The following is an 18,277-nucleotide window of genomic DNA, read 5'->3' on the forward strand; positions in this document are numbered from 1 at the left end:
AAATGCTTAAGAAAAATGTAGAAAGGGGGAAGTTTGTTTGTGTAAAAAAGTGTATACATTTATTGCTGTCATTGTACTAACATTTATTACTACTGCATGTGGAGTTGAAAAAACATCTGGAGAGTCAAAAGGGTTTATTGGTATTTCCATGCCTACCAAATCATCAGAAAGATGGGTAAATGATGGAGAAAATATGAAAAAACTGTTTGAAGAACTTGGCTTTAAAACGGATTTACAATATGCAGAGGATGTGATTGAAAATCAAACAGCACAAATTGAAAATATGATCACAAAAGGCGTAGATATTCTTGTCATTGCCCCCATCGATGACCGATCTGGTTTAACAGGAGTTTTAGAGAGAGCCCATAAGGATGGCATAAAAATTATTTCTTATGACCGTTTAATACAGCACAGTGAATATGTAGATTATTATGCAACATTCGATAATTTTAAAGTAGGAGAGCTGCAAGGACAATATATTGAGGAGAAGTTAGGATTGAAAGAATCTGAAGGACCATTTAATATAGAGATTTTTGCAGGATCACCAGATGATAACAATGCATACTTTTTCTTCGATGGAGCAATGTCAGTCCTTCAGCCATATATAGATTCTGGCAAACTAGTCGTAAGAAGTAAGCAAACAAAATTTAGTCAAGGAGCGACACTCCGCTGGGATGGGGCACTAGCTCAAGCTAGAATGGATAATTTATTAAGCGCACATTATTCCTCTGAACGGATAGATGCCGTCTTGTCTCCCTATGATGGTATTAGTATTGGGGTTATCTCGTCTTTAAGGGGTGTTGGCTATGGAAGCAAAGATAAACCGATGCCGATTATAACAGGGCAAGATGCAGAGCTTGCTTCTATTAAAGCAATTATAAATGGAAGACAAACGCAAACCATTTTCAAAGATACACGAGAATTAGCTAAGAAAGCTGTGGAAATGGCAAGGGCATTACTCAATGGAGAGGAAGCAGAAGTAAATGATACGGAAACATATAACAACGGAAAAAAAGTAGTTCCTGCTTATCTTTTGAAACCGGTTTCTGTGGATATAGAAAATTATGAAGCTGAATTAGTTGATACGAATTATTATACGAAAGAGCAGCTGGGACAGTAATAGTAAGAAAAAATAGAGGTGGTGAAGGACATGGCAAATATAATTCTTGAAATGCAAAATATTACAAAGGAGTTCCCAGGCGTTAAAGCTTTAGATGATGTTAATTTAAAGGTTAAGCAAGGAGAAATACACGCCCTTTGTGGGGAAAATGGTGCTGGTAAATCAACTTTAATGAAGGTATTGAGCGGAGTTTACCCACATGGTACTTATTCTGGAGATATTTTCTTTCATAATGAAGTTTGCATATTTAAAGACATCAAACAAAGCGAAGAGCTAGGAATCGTAATCATCCATCAAGAACTTGCATTAGTATCGGAATTGACGATAGCAGAAAATCTCTTTTTAGGAAATGAAATCGTTAACAAGGGCGTTATTGATTGGAATAAAACAATTTTGCGTACACGGGAATTGCTTAAAAAAGTCGGATTAAGTGAATCACCAAATACAAAGGTAAGTGATATTGGAGTAGGTAAACAACAATTAGTAGAAATCGCAAAAGCTTTATCAAAGGATGTTAAGCTGCTTATTTTAGATGAACCAACAGCTTCTTTAAATGAGAATGACAGCGAAAACTTACTAAATTTATTATTAGACCTTAAAAAACAAGGAATGTCTGCCATCATTATATCGCATAAACTGAATGAAATTGAAAAGGTTGCCGATTCTATTACCATTTTAAGAGATGGAAAAACGATTGAGACATTGGATGTAAAGAATGATCAGGTGGATGAAAACAGAATTATCAAAGGTATGGTAGGGAGAGATCTTACCAATCGATATCCTGAGCGAATTCCTCATATTGGAGAGGTTGTTTTTGAGGTAAAAGATTGGAATGTATACCATCCAAAGCATATGGATAGGAAAGTGATCGATAATGTCTCCTTAACAATCAGAAGGGGAGAGATTGTCGGGGTTGCGGGGTTAATGGGAGCTGGACGTACAGAATTAGCAATGAGCCTATTTGGAAGAGCATATGGAAAGAATATTAATGGAAAAATAATAAAAAATGGGAAAGAAGTGCAATTCAAAGATGTAACTGCAGCTATCAATAATGGGCTAGCCTATGTTTCGGAAGATAGAAAAGGCAATGGTTTAATCTTAATGGAAGACATTAAACAGAATATTACGCTTGCAACGCTTGACCGTATTTCTAAACATTCTGTGTTAGATAAGAATCAAGAGATAAAGGTTGCAGAAGAATATCGGCAGAAATTCAGAATAAAAACGCCAAGCATCTTTCAAAAAGCTGGAAATCTGAGTGGCGGTAATCAACAGAAAATCGTATTAAGTAAATGGGTTTTTTCAGAGCCGGATATCTTAATTTTAGATGAACCTACTAGAGGAATAGACGTTGGTTCTAAGTATGAAATTTATACAATCATTAATGATCTTGTCAATGAGGGAAAAAGTATTCTAATGATTTCGTCTGAATTACCAGAGTTATTAGGGATGTGTGACCGTATTTATGTAATGAATGAGGGGCGCATAACAGGAGAAGTTCTTAAAGAAGAAGCAAATCAAGAGAAATTAATGAAATATATGACCAAAAGTAAAGTAAGGGGGTAAGCGAACAATGCAGCCACAAATAAAACCAAATCCAGTAGGTTCACAAAAAAGCAAATCACTTTTTCATGTTAATTTCCGTCAGTATAGTATGATTATCGCTTTAGTATTCATCATGGTATTGTTTCAAATTATTACGGATGGATTATTACTAAAACCCTTAAATATTACAAACTTAATCTTACAAAATAGCTATATATTAGTTTTAGCAGTTGGAATGTTACTTGTTATCGTCACGGGACACATTGATTTATCGGTAGGATCAATTGCCGCATTTGTTGGAGCCATCTCTGCCATTATGATGGTAAATTATGAAATGTCACCATTTTTAGCAATCGTCATTTCTTTAGTATTAGGTGCTGTTATCGGAGCATGGCAAGGTTTTTGGATTGCATATGTCCGTATTCCAGCATTTATAGTCACACTAGCAGGAATGCTCCTATTTAGAGGGTTGACGATGATTGTATTAGAAGGGAAATCGATTGCACCTTTTCCTGAATCCTTTCAGAAAATCAGCTCTGGATTTATTCCTGATATAAGTGGAGGATCGCTGCATCTATTAACGATTTTAATTGGTGCTGTTTTATCTATCATTATCATTTTCCTTCAATTAAAAAACAGAAGGAATCAATTAAAACATCAATTTGATGTCCAACCATTTGGCCTATTTGTATCGAAGTTAGTAGGAATGATTTTAATTTTGAATATCTTTACCTTTGTTCTCGCAACCTATGAAGGCATCCCCAATATTTTAATTGTATTAGGTATTCTGATTGTTATTTATACATTTGTAACAAACAAAACAAAAGCAGGAAGACATATCTATGCAATCGGAGGAAATGAGAAGGCAGCTTTGCTTTCTGGGATTAAAACGAAAAAGATGACATTTATGGTATTTGTTAATATGGGAGTACTTTCTGCATTGTCTGGTCTCTTATTCGCTGCACGTTTGAATGCGGCTACTCCAAAAGCTGGTAATCTTTTTGAACTGGATGCCATTGCAGCTTGTTTCATCGGTGGAGCTTCTGCATATGGGGGTATTGGAACCATACCTGGAGCAATTATTGGTGGTTTGGTAATGGGAATCATGAATAATGGAATGTCACTAATGGGACTTGGCATTGACTGGCAGCAAGGAATTAAAGGGCTGGTACTTTTAGCAGCTGTAGCATTTGATATTTATAATAAAAACAAAGCACAATAGTTTGATAGGAAGGGATGGAGTAAGGATTATCTTATTTCATCCTTTTTTTGATGGGAGGGCCTTCTTATTAAAACGAAAAATATGCTATAGTAATAAACATATATCAACTTAATCCCAAGAAAACAAAAATGGAGGGAGAACTTCGAAAGTGCTTGTAGCAGAAAGACGTAGAAAAATTGTGGAGCTTGTGAATGAAAGAATAAGTATACGCGTATCAGAATTAAGTGAAATTTTTTCGGTAACGGAGGAAACGATTAGAAGAGATTTAGAGAAATTAGAGCAGGATAAGCTTTTGATGAGAAGTCATGGAGGGGCAGTGAGTATTGAAAAAGAACCAAGTGATACTCCTTTCATGGAGAGAGAGGTTACGAACGCAGAACAAAAGAGAGCAATAGCCCGAGAAGCGGTAAAGCGCATACAGCCTGGAGAACAAATCATCTTGGATGGTAGTACTACTGCCTGGTATATGGCGTCACAATTACCTGATATGCCTTTAACTGTGATTACTAATTCTATTAAAGTAGCGTTGGAATTAAGTAAGAAGGAACAGATTAGAGTAATATCAACAGGTGGAATGCTTTTGTCGAAATCATTATCTTATGTAGGACCACTGGCTGAACGTTCCCTTGAACGATATTATGTTAATAAGCTGTTTTTATCATGTAAAGGAGTAGATATGCAAAGTGGTCTAAGTGATGCTAATGAATGGCAGGCATTATTAAAGAAGCAGATGATGAATATATCATCAGAGGTTACTCTTCTTGTTGATTCAAGCAAATTCGGAGTAAAGACTTTTGCTCATATTGCCAATCTAGATCAAATACAATATGTCATTACAGATGAACGTATTCCGGAAGAATATGCAAACTGGTTTCAAGAAAAAAATATCTCTTTTCAGGTCGTTCCGTCATAAAATGATTTGTTCAAGCTTACGGGCAGAAAATGAAAGATGGCACCAATATTTTTGATAATAGATTGGTGCTATCTTTTTTTATTTGGAGAGAATGTGATTTTAAAAACAAATCAAAATAAAACAAAAAAAATCACAGAAAATACAAAATAATAAGTTGTTTTTATTTTTGAATGTGTTGACTTATTTTTGTTTAAGTCATAAAATAAGGATATGAAAAACAAGATTAATAGATTAAGGGAGTGAAGAGAAATGGTTGCGATTATGCAAAAGCAAAATATTTTAGAGGCTCCATTTATTAAAGAAATGTGTGAAGCAACATTTAATATGTGGAATATGGGCTGGGATGAACGGAATGGAGGAAATATCAGTTATCTTTTAGAAGAAGAGTTAGTGGAACAGTATTTGGATACTGGCAAAATTATTCGGTCTATCCCTTTGAAGTTTCCAGTACCAGAATTGGCAGGGAAGTATTTTATTGTAACAGGATCTGGGAAGTATTTTAAAAATGTGAAAAAAGATCCTGCAAATACACTTGGTGTTTTAAAAATAGATAAGAGTGGAGAAAAAGTGCATATACTATGGGGATTTGAAGATGGGTCGAATCCTACAAGTGAGTTACCCTCCCATTTTATGAGCCATATTGCACGTTTACGAGTAGACCCAAATCATCGGATTATCATGCATAACCATGCCACAAATATACTTGCAATGACATTTATGCATGATTTAGATGAAACAAGTTTTACAAAAACACTATGGCAAATGTGTACCGAATGTATTGTTGTTTTTCCGGATGCAATCGGGATTCTGCCTTGGATGGTTCCTGGAACAGATGAAATTGGAGAAAAAACAGCAGCGAAAATGAGAGAGCATCGTTTAGTTGTTTGGCCACATCATGGAATATTCGGTGCCGGATCCACAATGGATGAAACATTCGGGCTGATTGAAACAGCAGAAAAAGCAGCACAAATTTATACGATTATTGGGGATGCTTCAAAGATTAAGCAAACCATTACGGACCAGCAGTTACAAGACTTAGCAGATGCTTTTCAAGTAGTACCTAGAGAAGGCATATTACATCTATAAAAGAATCAGGGCAAATCGCTCTTTCTTTATAAATAATCATGTGAATTATTGAACAAATAAAAGGAGGCAAATCAAATGTGTGCACATGTATTTTATGTTCCAAGTACAAATTTAATGGGAAGAGGCTGCCTGCAGGAAGTGCTGATGACAATTTACATGTTTATTCCTTGCAACCAACATATATGAAAAAATCGGTGGACAGTTAGCTAAAGTTTTAGATGAGAAACGATTGCGTAAAAATAATAAAGGATGTCTTAAAGAGTTTAACTAACTATTTAAGACATCCTTATTTTATTCTACGACTCGCTTTAAGCCAATGCTAGCTAAAGCCGTGTGTAAATTGGCACATGTCGTAATTTTACTAAAGTCGATTCCTAATGAAATAATCGTTTGAGCAATTTCTGGTCTAATACCAGAAACGATGGATTTAACACCAATTAAATCTAAGGCATGAACGACTTTAAATAAATTGTCTGCCACCATTGTATCGACGATTGGTACTCCTGAAATATCTAAAATGAGATATTCAATTTTTAAATTGGCAGATTCCTGCAAGGCAACTTCTAAAATTAATTGAGATCGCTGTGTATCAATTTCCCCAATAAGAGGTATGATGGCTGTTTCTTTTGCTATTGGAACAACTGGTACAGACAGCTCTTCTAAAGCTGTATAAGCAAGCTTCATTATCTGTGTGTTATGCTCTTCATAAATATGCCCTATGTAAGCACTAATTTCATCGAGTATAGGATCAATAATCTTGCCAACATCCAACATGGTAATTGGTGCGAAAGATTTCTGTTCTAATTCTTCTGTGAATACGTCCCAGATCACATTTCGGTATATCGATAAGGAACGCAGAGCAGATTGTAATGGAATATGGTTCTTTACAAAGGCTTTCCCAGTTTTATCCGACCAATACTCTATTCCTTCCGAATTTTTTTTATCTTTTAACGCTTCGGCCAAGATAAAGAAAAGCTTAGCGTTCCATTTATGCATATCTTCTTCGGGATAAGGAAGAGAAAAATCAGATGCCTGCTGCTGTAAAAATTGCGAAAGCAGCCTATTTGTGTTTTCAGCAAGGATGTTCTGGTTTTCTATAATTTTGTTCCCAATATAAGCTAATTCATCCTTCAAAATGCTCACTCCTAGTTTAAATCTATTAATAGTATACATGTTCTTTCATTATATGTGGAGTAAATGAGCTTTTCCACCATTGATAAATTAATAATTTCGCAGAAAAAAATTGAGTAAGCTTTCTATGTCTTAATCAACCCTTTTTATTCTACTTAATTTTTTCTGTGCTGTCTGTAAATATAAAGATGAACCGTTTTTACATTTCTATTTAGCAATATCTATAGGCAATGTTTTTCATGTCCATACAAGCTAGAGTATGGGAATATCATTGATTAGTTAAATCAAATTCTAAAAATTATAGGGATATCTTATCAAAAAAAGCAGTAAATAACCAATGAATTTTAAGGGATTTACAAAAAACCTTTTTATTAGGGAATACATAAAAAAGTGGAAAATGTAAGGGGATTATCCGGACAAGTAGAGGTAAGAGCTAACTTGGTTTATGACAAAGAAAGTTTTGAAAACGCATTACTAATCAGTTGACAACTTGTATATACATGTTATGATGAAAGAGAATAAAAATTATTAGTCTTGTTCAAATTCCGAATCATATAGAAGAAACGTTTCTATAATGTCAAACCAACTCGTAAATCTATTGAGCAAGTACTAGTAATCAAAAGGAAGTAAAAAAACGTAAATGCTAACTGTATTGTGTTTTACAGACAGGAAAAAGAACATAATTTTCACATCGGTGGTGTATATAGATGAAACAAGCATGGTGGCAAAAGGCAGTTGTGTATCAAATTTATCCGAAGAGTTTTCAAGATACAACAGGAAACGGTGTAGGAGATATTCAAGGGATTATTAAAAGATTAGATTATTTAAAAGAATTAGGGGTAGATGTATTGTGGTTAACACCTATTTATGCTTCTCCTCAAAAGGATAATGGCTACGATATTAGTGATTATTATTCCATTCATCATGAATATGGAACGATGGAAGATTTTGATCAGCTATTAAAGGAAGCCCGTCAAAAAGGCCTGAAAGTTATTATGGATATCGTTGTTAACCATACTTCAACGGAACATGAATGGTTTAAACAAGCAGCATCTTCTAAAGATAATCCATACCGTGATTTTTATATTTGGAAAGATGGAAAAGAAGATGGCAGTGAACCAACGAATTGGCAATCTAAATTTGGTGGAAATGCATGGCAGTATGATGAAAAATCTGGCCAATATTATTTACACCTTTTTGATGTAACGCAAGCTGATTTAAATTGGGAAAATGAGCATCTTCGTGATGAAGTGTATAAAATGATGCAATTTTGGTTTGAAAAAGGCGTAGATGGTTTTCGCCTTGATGTCATTAATTTGATTTCAAAAAATCAAAATTTCCCAGATGATGACGGATCCGTAGCGCCTGGAGATGGAAGGAAATTTTATACAGATGGACCTCGTGTGCACGAATTTATCCATGAAATGAATCAAGAAGTATTTTCCAAATATGACAGTATGACAGTTGGAGAAATGTCTTCTACAACACTAGAGCATTGCGTTAAATATACAAAGCCAGAGCGAAATGAGTTAAGTATGACTTTTAATTTCCACCACCTAAAGGTTGATTATCCCAATGGAGAGAAGTGGGAAATTGGCGAAATGGATTTTCATGCTCTGAAACAAATTTTATCTAAATGGCAAGTTGGTATGAATGAAGGAGGAGGATGGAACGCACTTTTTTGGTGTAACCATGATCAACCACGTATTGTTTCCCGTTATGGGAATGACGGGGAATTCCACAACGAATCTGCTAAAATGCTTGCTACTACTATTCATATGATGCAAGGCACACCTTATATTTATCAAGGAGAAGAATTTGGCATGACAGATCCTAAATTTACTTCGATTGATCAGTATAGAGATGTGGAATCTTTGAATATGTATAATATTTTACAAGCAAACGGTAAATCAGAAGAAGAAATTCTCGAAATTTTGCGCAGAAAATCTCGTGATAACTCTCGTACACCTGTTCAGTGGAACGGTGAGAAAAATGCTGGATTTACGGATGGAACGCCATGGATTGAAACGGCTCGAAATTATCGAGAACTAAATGCAGAAAATGCATTAAAGGATAAAGACTCTATTTTTTATCACTATCAAAAACTTATCCAGCTGCGGAAAGAATACAATATCATTACAGACGGAGATTATGAACTAATTGCTCCTGAAGATGATAAAATATTTGCCTATTTACGCAGTACAGACAAAGAGAAATTATTAGTCGTTAATAATTTCTATGAAGAAGAAGTGACATTTACTTTATCAGAGCACATTGATTGGACAGGATTAACAGGTACCATTCTTCTATCTAATTACCCTGATTCCGATTCCATGAGAGAAAGTATAAAGCTAAGAGCATATGAGTCTATTGTCTATTATATAAAGTAATAATATTTCGTGCAGATATAGGCTTTTAGAAATATTATTTATTAGATTTATGGGAAAATTTTTGTTATTAAGTTAAAATAGGAAGTGAATCTTTTATTGGAGGGTGCTACCTTGTTTAAAAATCTATTTAAGAGAAATAAGGAAGAAAAAACGAATACGACTCAAACTTATATTCAACCATTAGAAGGAAAGCTATTAAGCATTACAGAAGTTCCAGATCCAGTATTTGCGCAAAAAATGATGGGAGACGGCATAGCGGTTGATCCATCCAATGGCGTATTAGTTGCTCCAGCAGATGGTCAAATTATGAATGTGTTCCCAACAAAGCATGCAGTAAGTATGACTGATAACAATGGAAAAGAAATCTTAATTCATGTTGGATTAGATACAGTTAGTTTAAAAGGGGAAGGGTTTACTTCTTTTGTTAAAGATGGAGATAAAGTAAAACAAGGACAAAAATTAATGGAAATTGATTTTGATGCAATCAAATCAAAGGTTCCTTCCATCATTACGCCAATGGTATTTACTAACCTTGAAGAGAATGAAAAAGTGATAGTAGAAGGTAATGAGATTAGAATAGGATAATAATGAATGCTATGAGGTAATTTTACCTTATAGCTTTTTTTATTCGGAATAGGGATAAACTGCCTACAGGTAAAACTGTAGGTTTTTTATATTGTTTGAATTTCCCCTCTTTCTTTAGGGATAATTTTATAAAAAGTATTGCTGTTCTCTTCTATAGCAAGAAGAGTAAGGACTCATAATATCCTTCAAAAAAGGACAGTCTGATCAGTATTTTCTTCGAATTACTCGAAAAATTCGCCTATATCTTACCAAACCTAATGAAACAACCTACGCATAATTAGTAGCCTGTACATATAATGGCATGAAAATACTAAGAGAAGAGGTGAAAGCATGAAAGTTGTAATTTTATGTGGGGGCAAAGGAATGAGAATGAGAGGCTTAACAGAGAATATACCGAAAGCCTTAGCTGATGTTAATGGGAAGCCGATTATATGGCATATTATGAAGCATTATAGTGAATATGGTCATCAAGATTTCGTTTTACCAGTGGGCTATAAAGGAGAGCAGATAAAAGATTACTTTGTTAATTCAGCCTGGAGAAATAATGATATCCAAATTGATTTAGCAAACAATCAATATAACATTCTAGAAAAAACAGAGCCATGGACAATAACTTGTATAGATACTGGTCAAGATACAATGACTGGAGCACGAATTAAACAGTTAGAACCATATATAGATGATGATATCTTTCTATTAACCTACGGAGATGGTTTGTCTGATATTGACTTAGATAAACTTATTGCCTTTCATAAAGAAAAAGGAAAAACAGTTACACTTACAGGCATCAAAAAAAATAATCAATATGGAGTACTGGATATAGAAGATGGTATTGCTAACCGCTTTGCCGAAAAGCCGATTTTAGATGACTGGATTAATGGGGGATTTTTTGTTTGCAATAAGGAGTTCTTTCAGTATCTATCAGCCCAGCCGGATTGTGTGTTAGAGGAAGAGCCATTAAGAAAGTTAATTGAAAAGAGAGAACTTGCTGTCTATTTGCATGAAGGTATATGGGTATCTATTGATACGCCAAAGGACTTGGAAGATGCAAGAAAGATTTGGAAAAAAGAACAATAGATATAAGGGAGAGAGAGGATTGCCATGAAATGGCTAAAAAGAAATATCATATCAGACTTTTTAAAAGCATTGTCGAGTGAGGAGAAACAAGAAAAGTCAGCGACGTTAAATATTCAACTGTTTTCAAAAGAGATTTCAGTGAAATTCCATGTAGATAATCTAGTTGATATTATAAATGGGGCAAGGAAAAATAATAAGGTACTGGAATTACCCTCACCACAAGCAGAAACTTCCACACCGGAGATTATAGATGCACAAGCATCAGTTGTTAATGAAAATGCCCAGGAAACAATGGGGGCTATTATACAAAATGCAGAAGTAATCGATCAAGAAAAAGCGAGACAAGAAGCGGAAGTGAAAGAAAAAGCAAGACAAGAGGCAGAAGCGAAAAAAGCAAGACAAGAGGCAGAAGCGAAAAAAGCAAGACAAGAGGCAGAAGCGAAAAAAGCAAGACAAGAAGCGGAAGCGAAAGAAAAAGCAAGACAAGAGGCAGAAGCGAAAAAAGCAAGACAAGAAGCAGCGGCAAAAGAAAAAGCAAAACAAGAAGCAGCGGCGAAAGAAAAAGCAAGACAAGAAGCAGCGGCAAAAGAAAAAGCAAGACAAGAAGCGGCGGCGAAAGAAAAAGCAAGACAAGAAGCAGAAGCGAAAAAAGCAAGACAAGAAGCAGCGGCGAAAGAAAAAGCGAGACAAGAAGCAGCGGCAAAAGAAAAGGCAAGACAAGAAGCGGCGGCGAAAGAAAAAGCAAAACAAGAAGCAGCGGCGAAAGAAAAAGCAAAACAAGAAGCAGCGGCGAAAGAAAAAGCAAGACAAGAAGCAGCGGCGAAAGAAAAAGCAAGACAAGAAGCAGCGGCGAAAGAAAAAGCAAAGCAAGAAGCAGTGGCGAAAGAAAAAGCGAGACAAGAAGCAGCGGCAAAAGAAAAAGCAAGACAAGAAGCGGCAGCAAAAGAAAAAGCAAAGCAAGAAGCGTTAAAAGAAGCAAAAGATCAACAAATAGTATTAGTAAACACAAAAGAGCAAACTAAATTATCGCCAACAGAGCCAATCGCATCAACCAATCAAAATTTTTGTGTGATTGCCGGTAAAGAATATTGCATTAAAATTATGGCGGTTTATGAGTCTCTTGCTAAAAATAGTGATAACTTCAACTTATGGGTATGTTGTACGGATGCCATTACGCACAAATTTTTAAATGAAAAGAATCTAAAAAATATGCATCTTATTAGAGTAGAAGAAATAGAGAATGATCAATTAAGAGCAGTTAAACAAGAACGAATGATTAATGAATATTGTTGGACATTAAAATCTTTCCTAATTGAATATATCTTAAAAAATAACGATATTGAGCAAGTATTATACTGCGACGGAGATATTTATTTCTTCTCTAATCCAGCAAGTATTTTTAATGAGTGGGGTTCTGCTTCCATCTTTTTAACTCCACAAAGAGATCTAGATTGGGTAGAACAAAAATATGGGAAGTACCAAGCAGGTATTATTGGATTTAGAAAAGATGAAATTGGATTGTCAGCTGTTCAATGGTGGAAGGAGCGCTGCATTGAATGGTGTGGAGTAGTTGAGAGCAATGGACGTTTTGGAGATCAAAAGTATTTAGATCAACTGCCAATAATGTATGATAACGTGCGAATATCTTCTAATTTAGGAGTAAATGCTGCACCTTGGAATATTATCTACAATAATGATTTCAACGTTTCTTTACAAGGAGATAAAGTTTTTATCAATAACGATCCACTTGTTGCTTATCATTTTTCCTGTATAACCATATATGATAGTGATAAATATGATTTATGGAGTATGCATCAATTAAATATTCAAAAGGAAATTATGAATTATATTTATGTTCCATACCTTGATTTATTAGAAAATTTAATCAAAAACTATCAAAATAGTTATCCTGGTATTATTAAGGCAACATTATCGACAAAAGACTTTATTCAAGCGAAGACAAAATATCAATCAACAAAATTGAAAAAAAGAATGATTCAATACAATAACTATTTATTATTAACCTCCATATTTAGTAAAGAATATTTAGTTAAAGGACTTGCAATGTATCACTCGCTTAGCAGACAAATAGATAATTTTCACATATGGATTTGTACAATGGATTCAGAAACCTATGATGTCTTATCCAATCTTAACTTGAAAAATGCTACGCTAATACCAGTAGAGACATTTGAAACCCCACAATTAAAAGAGATAAAACAACAACGAACGCTGCAAGAATATTGTTGGACAATAAAAGCGACGTTACTAGAACATTTACTATCCACACATGCAGATATTGACCATCTCTTCTATTGTGATAGTGATTTATATTTCTTCTCTAACCCACTTTCTGTAATTGATGATTTTAGTAGATACTCTGTTTATTTATGTCGCCAACGCGGAACAGATACACTGGAACATTTTCATGGACAATATCAAGCGGGATTTATCGGCTTCAAAAACGAACGAAATAGCCGGAAAATTCTAAATTGGTGGAAGAAGAAGTGTTTAGAAGAATGTTCAGAGGTTTATAACGATGAACGTAAATCATGGGGAGACCAATTGTATTTAGACCGCATCCCAGAATTATTTGAAAATATAAAAGTGAATCAAAACCCAGGAATCAACGCTGCTCCATGGAATCTTATTTTGAACAATACAGACCAAGAAGTAACCATGAGGGAGAATAATGTATATATTGACAGTAATCCATTGATATTCTTCCATTTTGGAAGCCTCCTGATCTTAAATGAGAATGAATTTGATCTATGGAAGCTAGAAAAAGTAGACATTTCATCCGCCACTTTAACGTATATTTATAATCCGTATTTAACGAAAGTAAGGGAGCTATTGAGCAGCTTATCTAATAACGCCCAATTCTTTGCTAATCTTCCTAGCGGATATATAGCCAAAAATCCTTATTCCATTGCCTCATTATAAGAGGTGGGTGACATGAAGTTAAAAAATAAAAAAGTTTTAGTTACAGGTGCTTATGGTTTTATTGGCTCCCATCTTATTAAACGGTTAGTGAAAGAAAATGCGTCTGTCGCTGTTATTATTCGAGAACATTCCAATCCTTGGAGAGTACAGGAATATTTGCCTCATTTAAAAAAATATGAGGCAAATATTCAAAATCGCTCAGACATATGTCGGATTATTCATGAATTTCAACCAGATTATATTTTTCATTTAGCAGCTTATGGAACAAACCCAAGTAACAGAAATGACTTACTTGCATATGAAACTAATATTGTTGGAACAATGAATATTTTATTTGCAGCCAAAGGTACAAAGTGTAAAAAAATTATTTGCCTTGGCAGTAGTTCTGAATATGGAGATAAAAAGGAAAAGATTCATGAAGATATGTTATTAGAACCAGTTGATATCTATGGAAGTACAAAAGCAGCATCTACTATTATTTCCCATCAGTTAGCACAAGAATATAAGCTTCCCATTATCACTTTACGGGCATTTAATATTTTTGGGGAAGCAGAAGATAATCATAAATTATTCTCTCATATTATTGAAAAAGTATTACGTGGTGACGAGGTGAAATTAACGTCGTGTGATCAATACCGTGATTATAGTTATGTCGGCAATATCGTCGATGGCTTAATCCTTGCAGCCACATATGAAGGAAGTAATAATATGATTTTAAATATAGCTTCTGGAAATGCCTATCCTTTACGATATTTTGTTGATTTGATTTATCAGCATTTAGGCACAAAGCAAGTACCATTATATGGTGCCATTCCCAAAAGGGAGAATGAAAGAAATGCGCCTATCCCTGATATTACAAAGATTCAAAAAGTGCTTGGATGGACTCCTGCTGTTTCCATAGAAGAGGGGATAAAGAAAACCATTGCCTGGTATAAAAGTTATTATCATTTTCATTAATGGGAGTGGAGGTGTTACTTATGACAACTGATTGGCGAAAAATTTATAAAAATAAAACGGTACTGATAACTGGTCATACAGGTTTTAAAGGTTCTTGGCTGGCTATTTGGTTAATGAAGCTAGGCGCGAATGTAATTGGTTATTCTTTAGATCCAATTGGAGAAGAGAGTTTATTTAAATTAACAGAACTGAATAATAAAGTGAAGGATATTAGAGCAGATATTCGTGATGCTGCTAAACTACAAGCAGTTTTTGAAGAATATCAACCTGAAATTGTCTTTCATTTGGCAGCACAGCCATTAGTGAAACAATCTTATCGAGACCCTATCTATACGTATGAAGTGAATGTAATGGGGACAATGCATGTATTGGAAGCAATCAGAAAGTCACCTTCTGTAAAAGCAGGTGTAATGGTAACCAGTGATAAGTGTTATGATAATAAGGAATGGGTATGGGGCTATCGTGAAACAGATCCGATGGGAGGATATGATCCATATAGTTCCAGTAAAGGATGCTGTGAACTATTGATTTCTTCTTATCAGCATTCCTTCTTTCCAATTGAGTCTTATTCTAAGCATGGTAAGTTAATTGCTTCTGTACGAGCGGGTAATGTAATTGGGGGAGGGGATTGGTCGGAAAATCGCATTATCCCTGATAGCGTTCGCTCCTTAATGTCTGATCAAGCGATAAAATTACGTTCTCCTCATTCTGTTCGTCCGTGGCAGCATGTATTAGAGCCGCTTTCAGGTTATTTGAAAATAGGTGCTTATCTATACGAGGGGAAAACACAATATGCCGAAAGCTGGAACTTTGGGCCAGAATCTGATAGTGTGACAACCGTACAACAATTAGTCGAAAAAATTGTTGAACACTGGAATGGTGGCACATGGGAAGTAGAACCATCATGTTCTGCAGAACATGAAGCAAAGCTTCTTAGTTTAGATATAAATAAAGCAAAGTATTATTTAGATTGGCATCCCAAATGGAATATTGATCAGACCGTTTATTATACAATGGAATGGTATAGGTTGTATCAAAAAGTGGACGTTTACGAGCTATGCTTAAAACAGATAAATGAGTATGAAAAATAAAATCATCCGATTAATAGAAGCTTTCCTTCCCTTTAATAGAGAATGGCTCCAAAAAGGGAAAGGTTTAAAGAGCTTCTATTTTTATTTTTTTAGGTTAATATAGCTTATACCGGCTTTTTATATGTATAAAAGGGATGTTCCGTAGAATAGGAACATCCCTTTTAAATTACTTTTTTAATGACAAGATAAAGTTTTTATGTCTTGCGACAATTCTCTCTTTTGCTTGCCTAAGCTTTTTTCGGTTCTTATTGCTTGTTAAATAATATTCTTTGTTTTCAATCGTTTCCGCTAGTTTCTCCGTATTGGATAGTAACGTATAAGGTAATTGATGGACAGAGGCGGCGAAATCTACACCTTTTGAGCGATAAGCTAATTGGAAGAATGGGGTACCGCTTGATGCAGAAAGTACATTTGCATGCAGCTTTAAGTTAAGCGAAAAGTGGCATAGCGATAAGAAAGAATAAATTTGTGAAGCTGTGCAAACTTCTGGAATGAATGTGACTTTTCCTTTCTTCTTTATGCTCTCATATAGTTCCTTGCAGTGAGGAACATCTAAATCCCACATTGGAAAAATTACAATTTGGTATCCTTTTTTTAAAAGATTGGTACATGCTTTAATGATTTGCTTTTTAAGTTTATATTCATCATAGCCAAAAAGGATGTTTTGGGTGGTACCCCAATTGACCGCAATTATTTTTTTATCGTGATCTTGCAAGTATTTGCTTCTTATATAGTCGTCCTTTTGGGGAGTAAACAGCATCCCAGAATCACCGATTATCTGGTAATTACTCGTTGGCGAAGGAGTTAAAGTCTTAATATACTTTTGTGTAAGTGGGCCTCTAAGACCTGCGAATGTGGAGTATTCAATCACTTTTTTTATTTTTTCTCTATTAATCTCTTTATTATTGAAGGTGGTGGAGGATAATTGGAATTTTCCCCTTTTAAAGGATTCAATTGTTTCTTCCGTCATATAATCAATACCTGTTCCATAGCAATATAGTGGAAGTTTCATTTCGATTGCCTCTAATGCCAAATCGATAAAGAAATTGCCCTGAAATAAAGAGCCACCTCCTAAGATAACGATATCAAATGGTTTTTCTCCATATAATTCTTTTAGGGTTTTAGAAGAATTAATTGGGTAGGAGAATAAAGTATAGTCCTCGTGAAGCCATCTTTCGCAAGCTTGAGCAAATGCTTCATAACAAACTTCATCTCCGATATTATTAACACCCAAATAACCAAGATATAAGATTCTCATTGCTCGTTGCCCCCTTCTTTAGCAAGAATTTCTTCAATATGAGCAAGGAGCTGCTGCGCACGAACTTGTACAGAATGTTTTTTTCTTACCATTTTATAGCCATTTAAAGCAATTTTTTTCCCTAATGTTTCATAATTTCTTAAATGATATTTAGCCTTACGCATAAAATTTTCTTCATTGATTTCAATGAAATGAACTCCAGGGATAAATCCTAAATCTTTAATTTCTTTTGTGCAGGAAGCTAGTAATAAAGTATTACAAGCTAAAGTCTCGTAGTATTTCATTACAGGATAATGATAAATGGAATCACAAGTAAAAAACATTTTTGCTTTGTTCAGTTCTTGTGCGAAGCTGCTCGCTACTTTAAATGATCTCTCATCATACTGTTGGTGGAAATAGCCAGGATGCGCATGATAGGTGAAATTTGATAAATTCTTCATTTGATCAAGAATTTTTTGACGTAATGGATAAACAGTAGGATGTACAGCCCCCATCATTAAATAATCAATGGTTTTCGGTTGCTTGAAGTCTTTAAATACATCAATATTTACATAATGAGGAAACCATATCATTTTATCTTTAAATTCTGGATACCATTCTAAAAAAGTATCTCTATAATGGGTGAAGATATATTTAACATTATTTTCTTTAATGAATGCTCTTCTTTGATCCATTTGGTAGTTTAAATCATGCATGATAATCCCAAATGGAATATTGCAGTCCTTTAGACCAGTTACTTTTGGTGATCGGGTAGGACGTAAATCATTAACTAGGATAAAGTCAGGCTGAAAGTTCATTTTTTGTATCGTCTCACTTATATTACCGTCTTCCTCCCAGGTTCTAATATCAACGTATTTTTTTAATTCTTTTGTTAAATAATACGTATTTCTTTCTATCCCATTTTCCCAATTTTTTGTAATAAAAAGTATCTTTCTTTTCTTCTTTAATGTCATCAGCAT

14 protein-coding genes are annotated in these 18,277 nt (G+C 34.6%); 11 read left to right on the forward strand and 3 right to left on the reverse strand.

Annotated features, from left to right (window positions below; translation table 11 throughout):
* Positions 1-70: 70 nt before the first annotated feature.
* The 5 genes from chvE (at position 71) to rhaD (ending at position 5,886) form a co-directional block, all read left to right on the forward strand.
* Positions 71-1,120, forward strand: a complete 1,050-nt coding sequence (gene chvE, locus NiCM35_RS03105; RefSeq protein WP_235850310.1) for a multiple monosaccharide ABC transporter substrate-binding protein — start codon at positions 71-73, stop codon at positions 1,118-1,120.
* 30 nt (positions 1,121-1,150) lie between these two features.
* Entirely contained in the window at positions 1,151-2,686 is a 1,536-nt protein-coding gene (gene mmsA / locus NiCM35_RS03110; protein ID WP_249878944.1) for a multiple monosaccharide ABC transporter ATP-binding protein, read from the forward strand.
* Positions 2,687-2,774: 88 nt separating this feature from the next.
* Positions 2,775-3,887 carry a multiple monosaccharide ABC transporter permease gene (mmsB, locus tag NiCM35_RS03115; RefSeq protein ID WP_235844462.1) on the forward strand — a complete coding sequence of 371 codons (1,113 nt, stop codon included), beginning with the start codon at positions 2,775-2,777 and terminating at the stop codon, positions 3,885-3,887.
* Between the two features lie 148 nt (positions 3,888-4,035).
* A complete protein-coding gene (locus tag NiCM35_RS03120) occupies positions 4,036-4,800 on the forward strand; it encodes a DeoR/GlpR family DNA-binding transcription regulator (protein ID WP_095332085.1) in 765 nt (254 codons plus the stop codon).
* 249 nt (positions 4,801-5,049) lie between these two features.
* Positions 5,050-5,886, forward strand: coding sequence for a rhamnulose-1-phosphate aldolase (gene rhaD / locus NiCM35_RS03125; protein WP_433778583.1), 837 nt, complete (start codon positions 5,050-5,052; stop codon positions 5,884-5,886).
* 291 nt (positions 5,887-6,177) lie between these two features.
* Here the strand turns inward: rhaD and NiCM35_RS03130 are convergent, their stop codons facing one another.
* Positions 6,178-7,029 (reverse strand): STAS domain-containing protein, encoded by an 852-nt coding sequence (locus NiCM35_RS03130; protein ID WP_420915973.1) that lies wholly within the window; start codon positions 7,027-7,029, stop codon positions 6,178-6,180.
* Positions 7,030-7,724: 695 nt separating this feature from the next.
* Here NiCM35_RS03130 and treC point away from each other — a divergent pair.
* The 6 genes from treC to rfbG all read left to right on the forward strand — a co-directional run bounded on the left by treC (position 7,725) and on the right by rfbG (position 16,060).
* Complete coding sequence (gene treC, locus NiCM35_RS03135; protein ID WP_433778586.1) at positions 7,725-9,407, forward strand: alpha,alpha-phosphotrehalase; 1,683 nt, start codon at positions 7,725-7,727, stop codon at positions 9,405-9,407.
* A 111-nt stretch (positions 9,408-9,518) separates the two neighbouring features.
* Positions 9,519-9,992, forward strand: coding sequence for a PTS sugar transporter subunit IIA (locus NiCM35_RS03140; protein ID WP_095332091.1), 474 nt, complete (start codon positions 9,519-9,521; stop codon positions 9,990-9,992).
* Between the two features lie 330 nt (positions 9,993-10,322).
* On the forward strand, positions 10,323-11,069 hold the full coding sequence (locus tag NiCM35_RS03145; protein ID WP_123259745.1) for a sugar phosphate nucleotidyltransferase: 747 nt from the start codon (positions 10,323-10,325) through the stop codon (positions 11,067-11,069).
* A 24-nt stretch (positions 11,070-11,093) separates the two neighbouring features.
* Positions 11,094-14,012 (forward strand): cell envelope integrity TolA family protein, encoded by a 2,919-nt coding sequence (locus NiCM35_RS03150; protein WP_433778588.1) that lies wholly within the window; start codon positions 11,094-11,096, stop codon positions 14,010-14,012.
* A 12-nt stretch (positions 14,013-14,024) separates the two neighbouring features.
* Complete coding sequence (locus NiCM35_RS03155; RefSeq protein WP_172859646.1) at positions 14,025-14,969, forward strand: NAD-dependent epimerase/dehydratase family protein; 945 nt, start codon at positions 14,025-14,027, stop codon at positions 14,967-14,969.
* A 20-nt stretch (positions 14,970-14,989) separates the two neighbouring features.
* On the forward strand, positions 14,990-16,060 hold the full coding sequence (gene rfbG, locus NiCM35_RS03160; protein WP_123257281.1) for a CDP-glucose 4,6-dehydratase: 1,071 nt from the start codon (positions 14,990-14,992) through the stop codon (positions 16,058-16,060).
* 166 nt (positions 16,061-16,226) lie between these two features.
* On the opposite strand, the gene NiCM35_RS03165 is transcribed toward rfbG, so the two are convergent.
* Positions 16,227-17,318 (reverse strand): polysaccharide pyruvyl transferase family protein, encoded by a 1,092-nt coding sequence (locus NiCM35_RS03165; protein ID WP_433778591.1) that lies wholly within the window; start codon positions 17,316-17,318, stop codon positions 16,227-16,229.
* Positions 17,315-18,271, reverse strand: a complete 957-nt coding sequence (locus NiCM35_RS03170) for a glycosyltransferase family protein (RefSeq protein ID WP_249928264.1) — start codon at positions 18,269-18,271, stop codon at positions 17,315-17,317. Before NiCM35_RS03170 ends, NiCM35_RS03165 begins: the two co-directional genes overlap by 4 nt.
* Between the last annotated feature and the right edge of the window lie 6 nt (positions 18,272-18,277).

The sequence above is a fragment of the Niallia sp. M35 genome, assembly GCF_050971705.1.
Taxonomy (GTDB): domain Bacteria; phylum Bacillota; class Bacilli; order Bacillales; family Cytobacillaceae; genus Niallia; species Niallia circulans_A.

Coding starts and splice junctions, on each gene's coding strand:
- rfbG (WP_123257281.1), top strand. CDS start 14,990: ATGACAACTGATTGGCGAAAAATTTATAAAAATAAAACGGTACTGATA.
- NiCM35_RS03155 (WP_172859646.1), top strand. CDS start 14,025: ATGAAGTTAAAAAATAAAAAAGTTTTAGTTACAGGTGCTTATGGTTTT.
- rhaD (WP_433778583.1), top strand. CDS start 5,050: ATGGTTGCGATTATGCAAAAGCAAAATATTTTAGAGGCTCCATTTATT.
- NiCM35_RS03150 (WP_433778588.1), top strand. CDS start 11,094: ATGAAATGGCTAAAAAGAAATATCATATCAGACTTTTTAAAAGCATTG.
- NiCM35_RS03145 (WP_123259745.1), top strand. CDS start 10,323: ATGAAAGTTGTAATTTTATGTGGGGGCAAAGGAATGAGAATGAGAGGC.
- NiCM35_RS03165 (WP_433778591.1), bottom strand. CDS start 17,318: ATGAGAATCTTATATCTTGGTTATTTGGGTGTTAATAATATCGGAGAT.
- mmsB (WP_235844462.1), top strand. CDS start 2,775: ATGATTATCGCTTTAGTATTCATCATGGTATTGTTTCAAATTATTACG.
- NiCM35_RS03170 (WP_249928264.1), bottom strand. CDS start 18,271: ATGACATTAAAGAAGAAAAGAAAGATACTTTTTATTACAAAAAATTGG.
- treC (WP_433778586.1), top strand. CDS start 7,725: ATGAAACAAGCATGGTGGCAAAAGGCAGTTGTGTATCAAATTTATCCG.
- mmsA (WP_249878944.1), top strand. CDS start 1,151: ATGGCAAATATAATTCTTGAAATGCAAAATATTACAAAGGAGTTCCCA.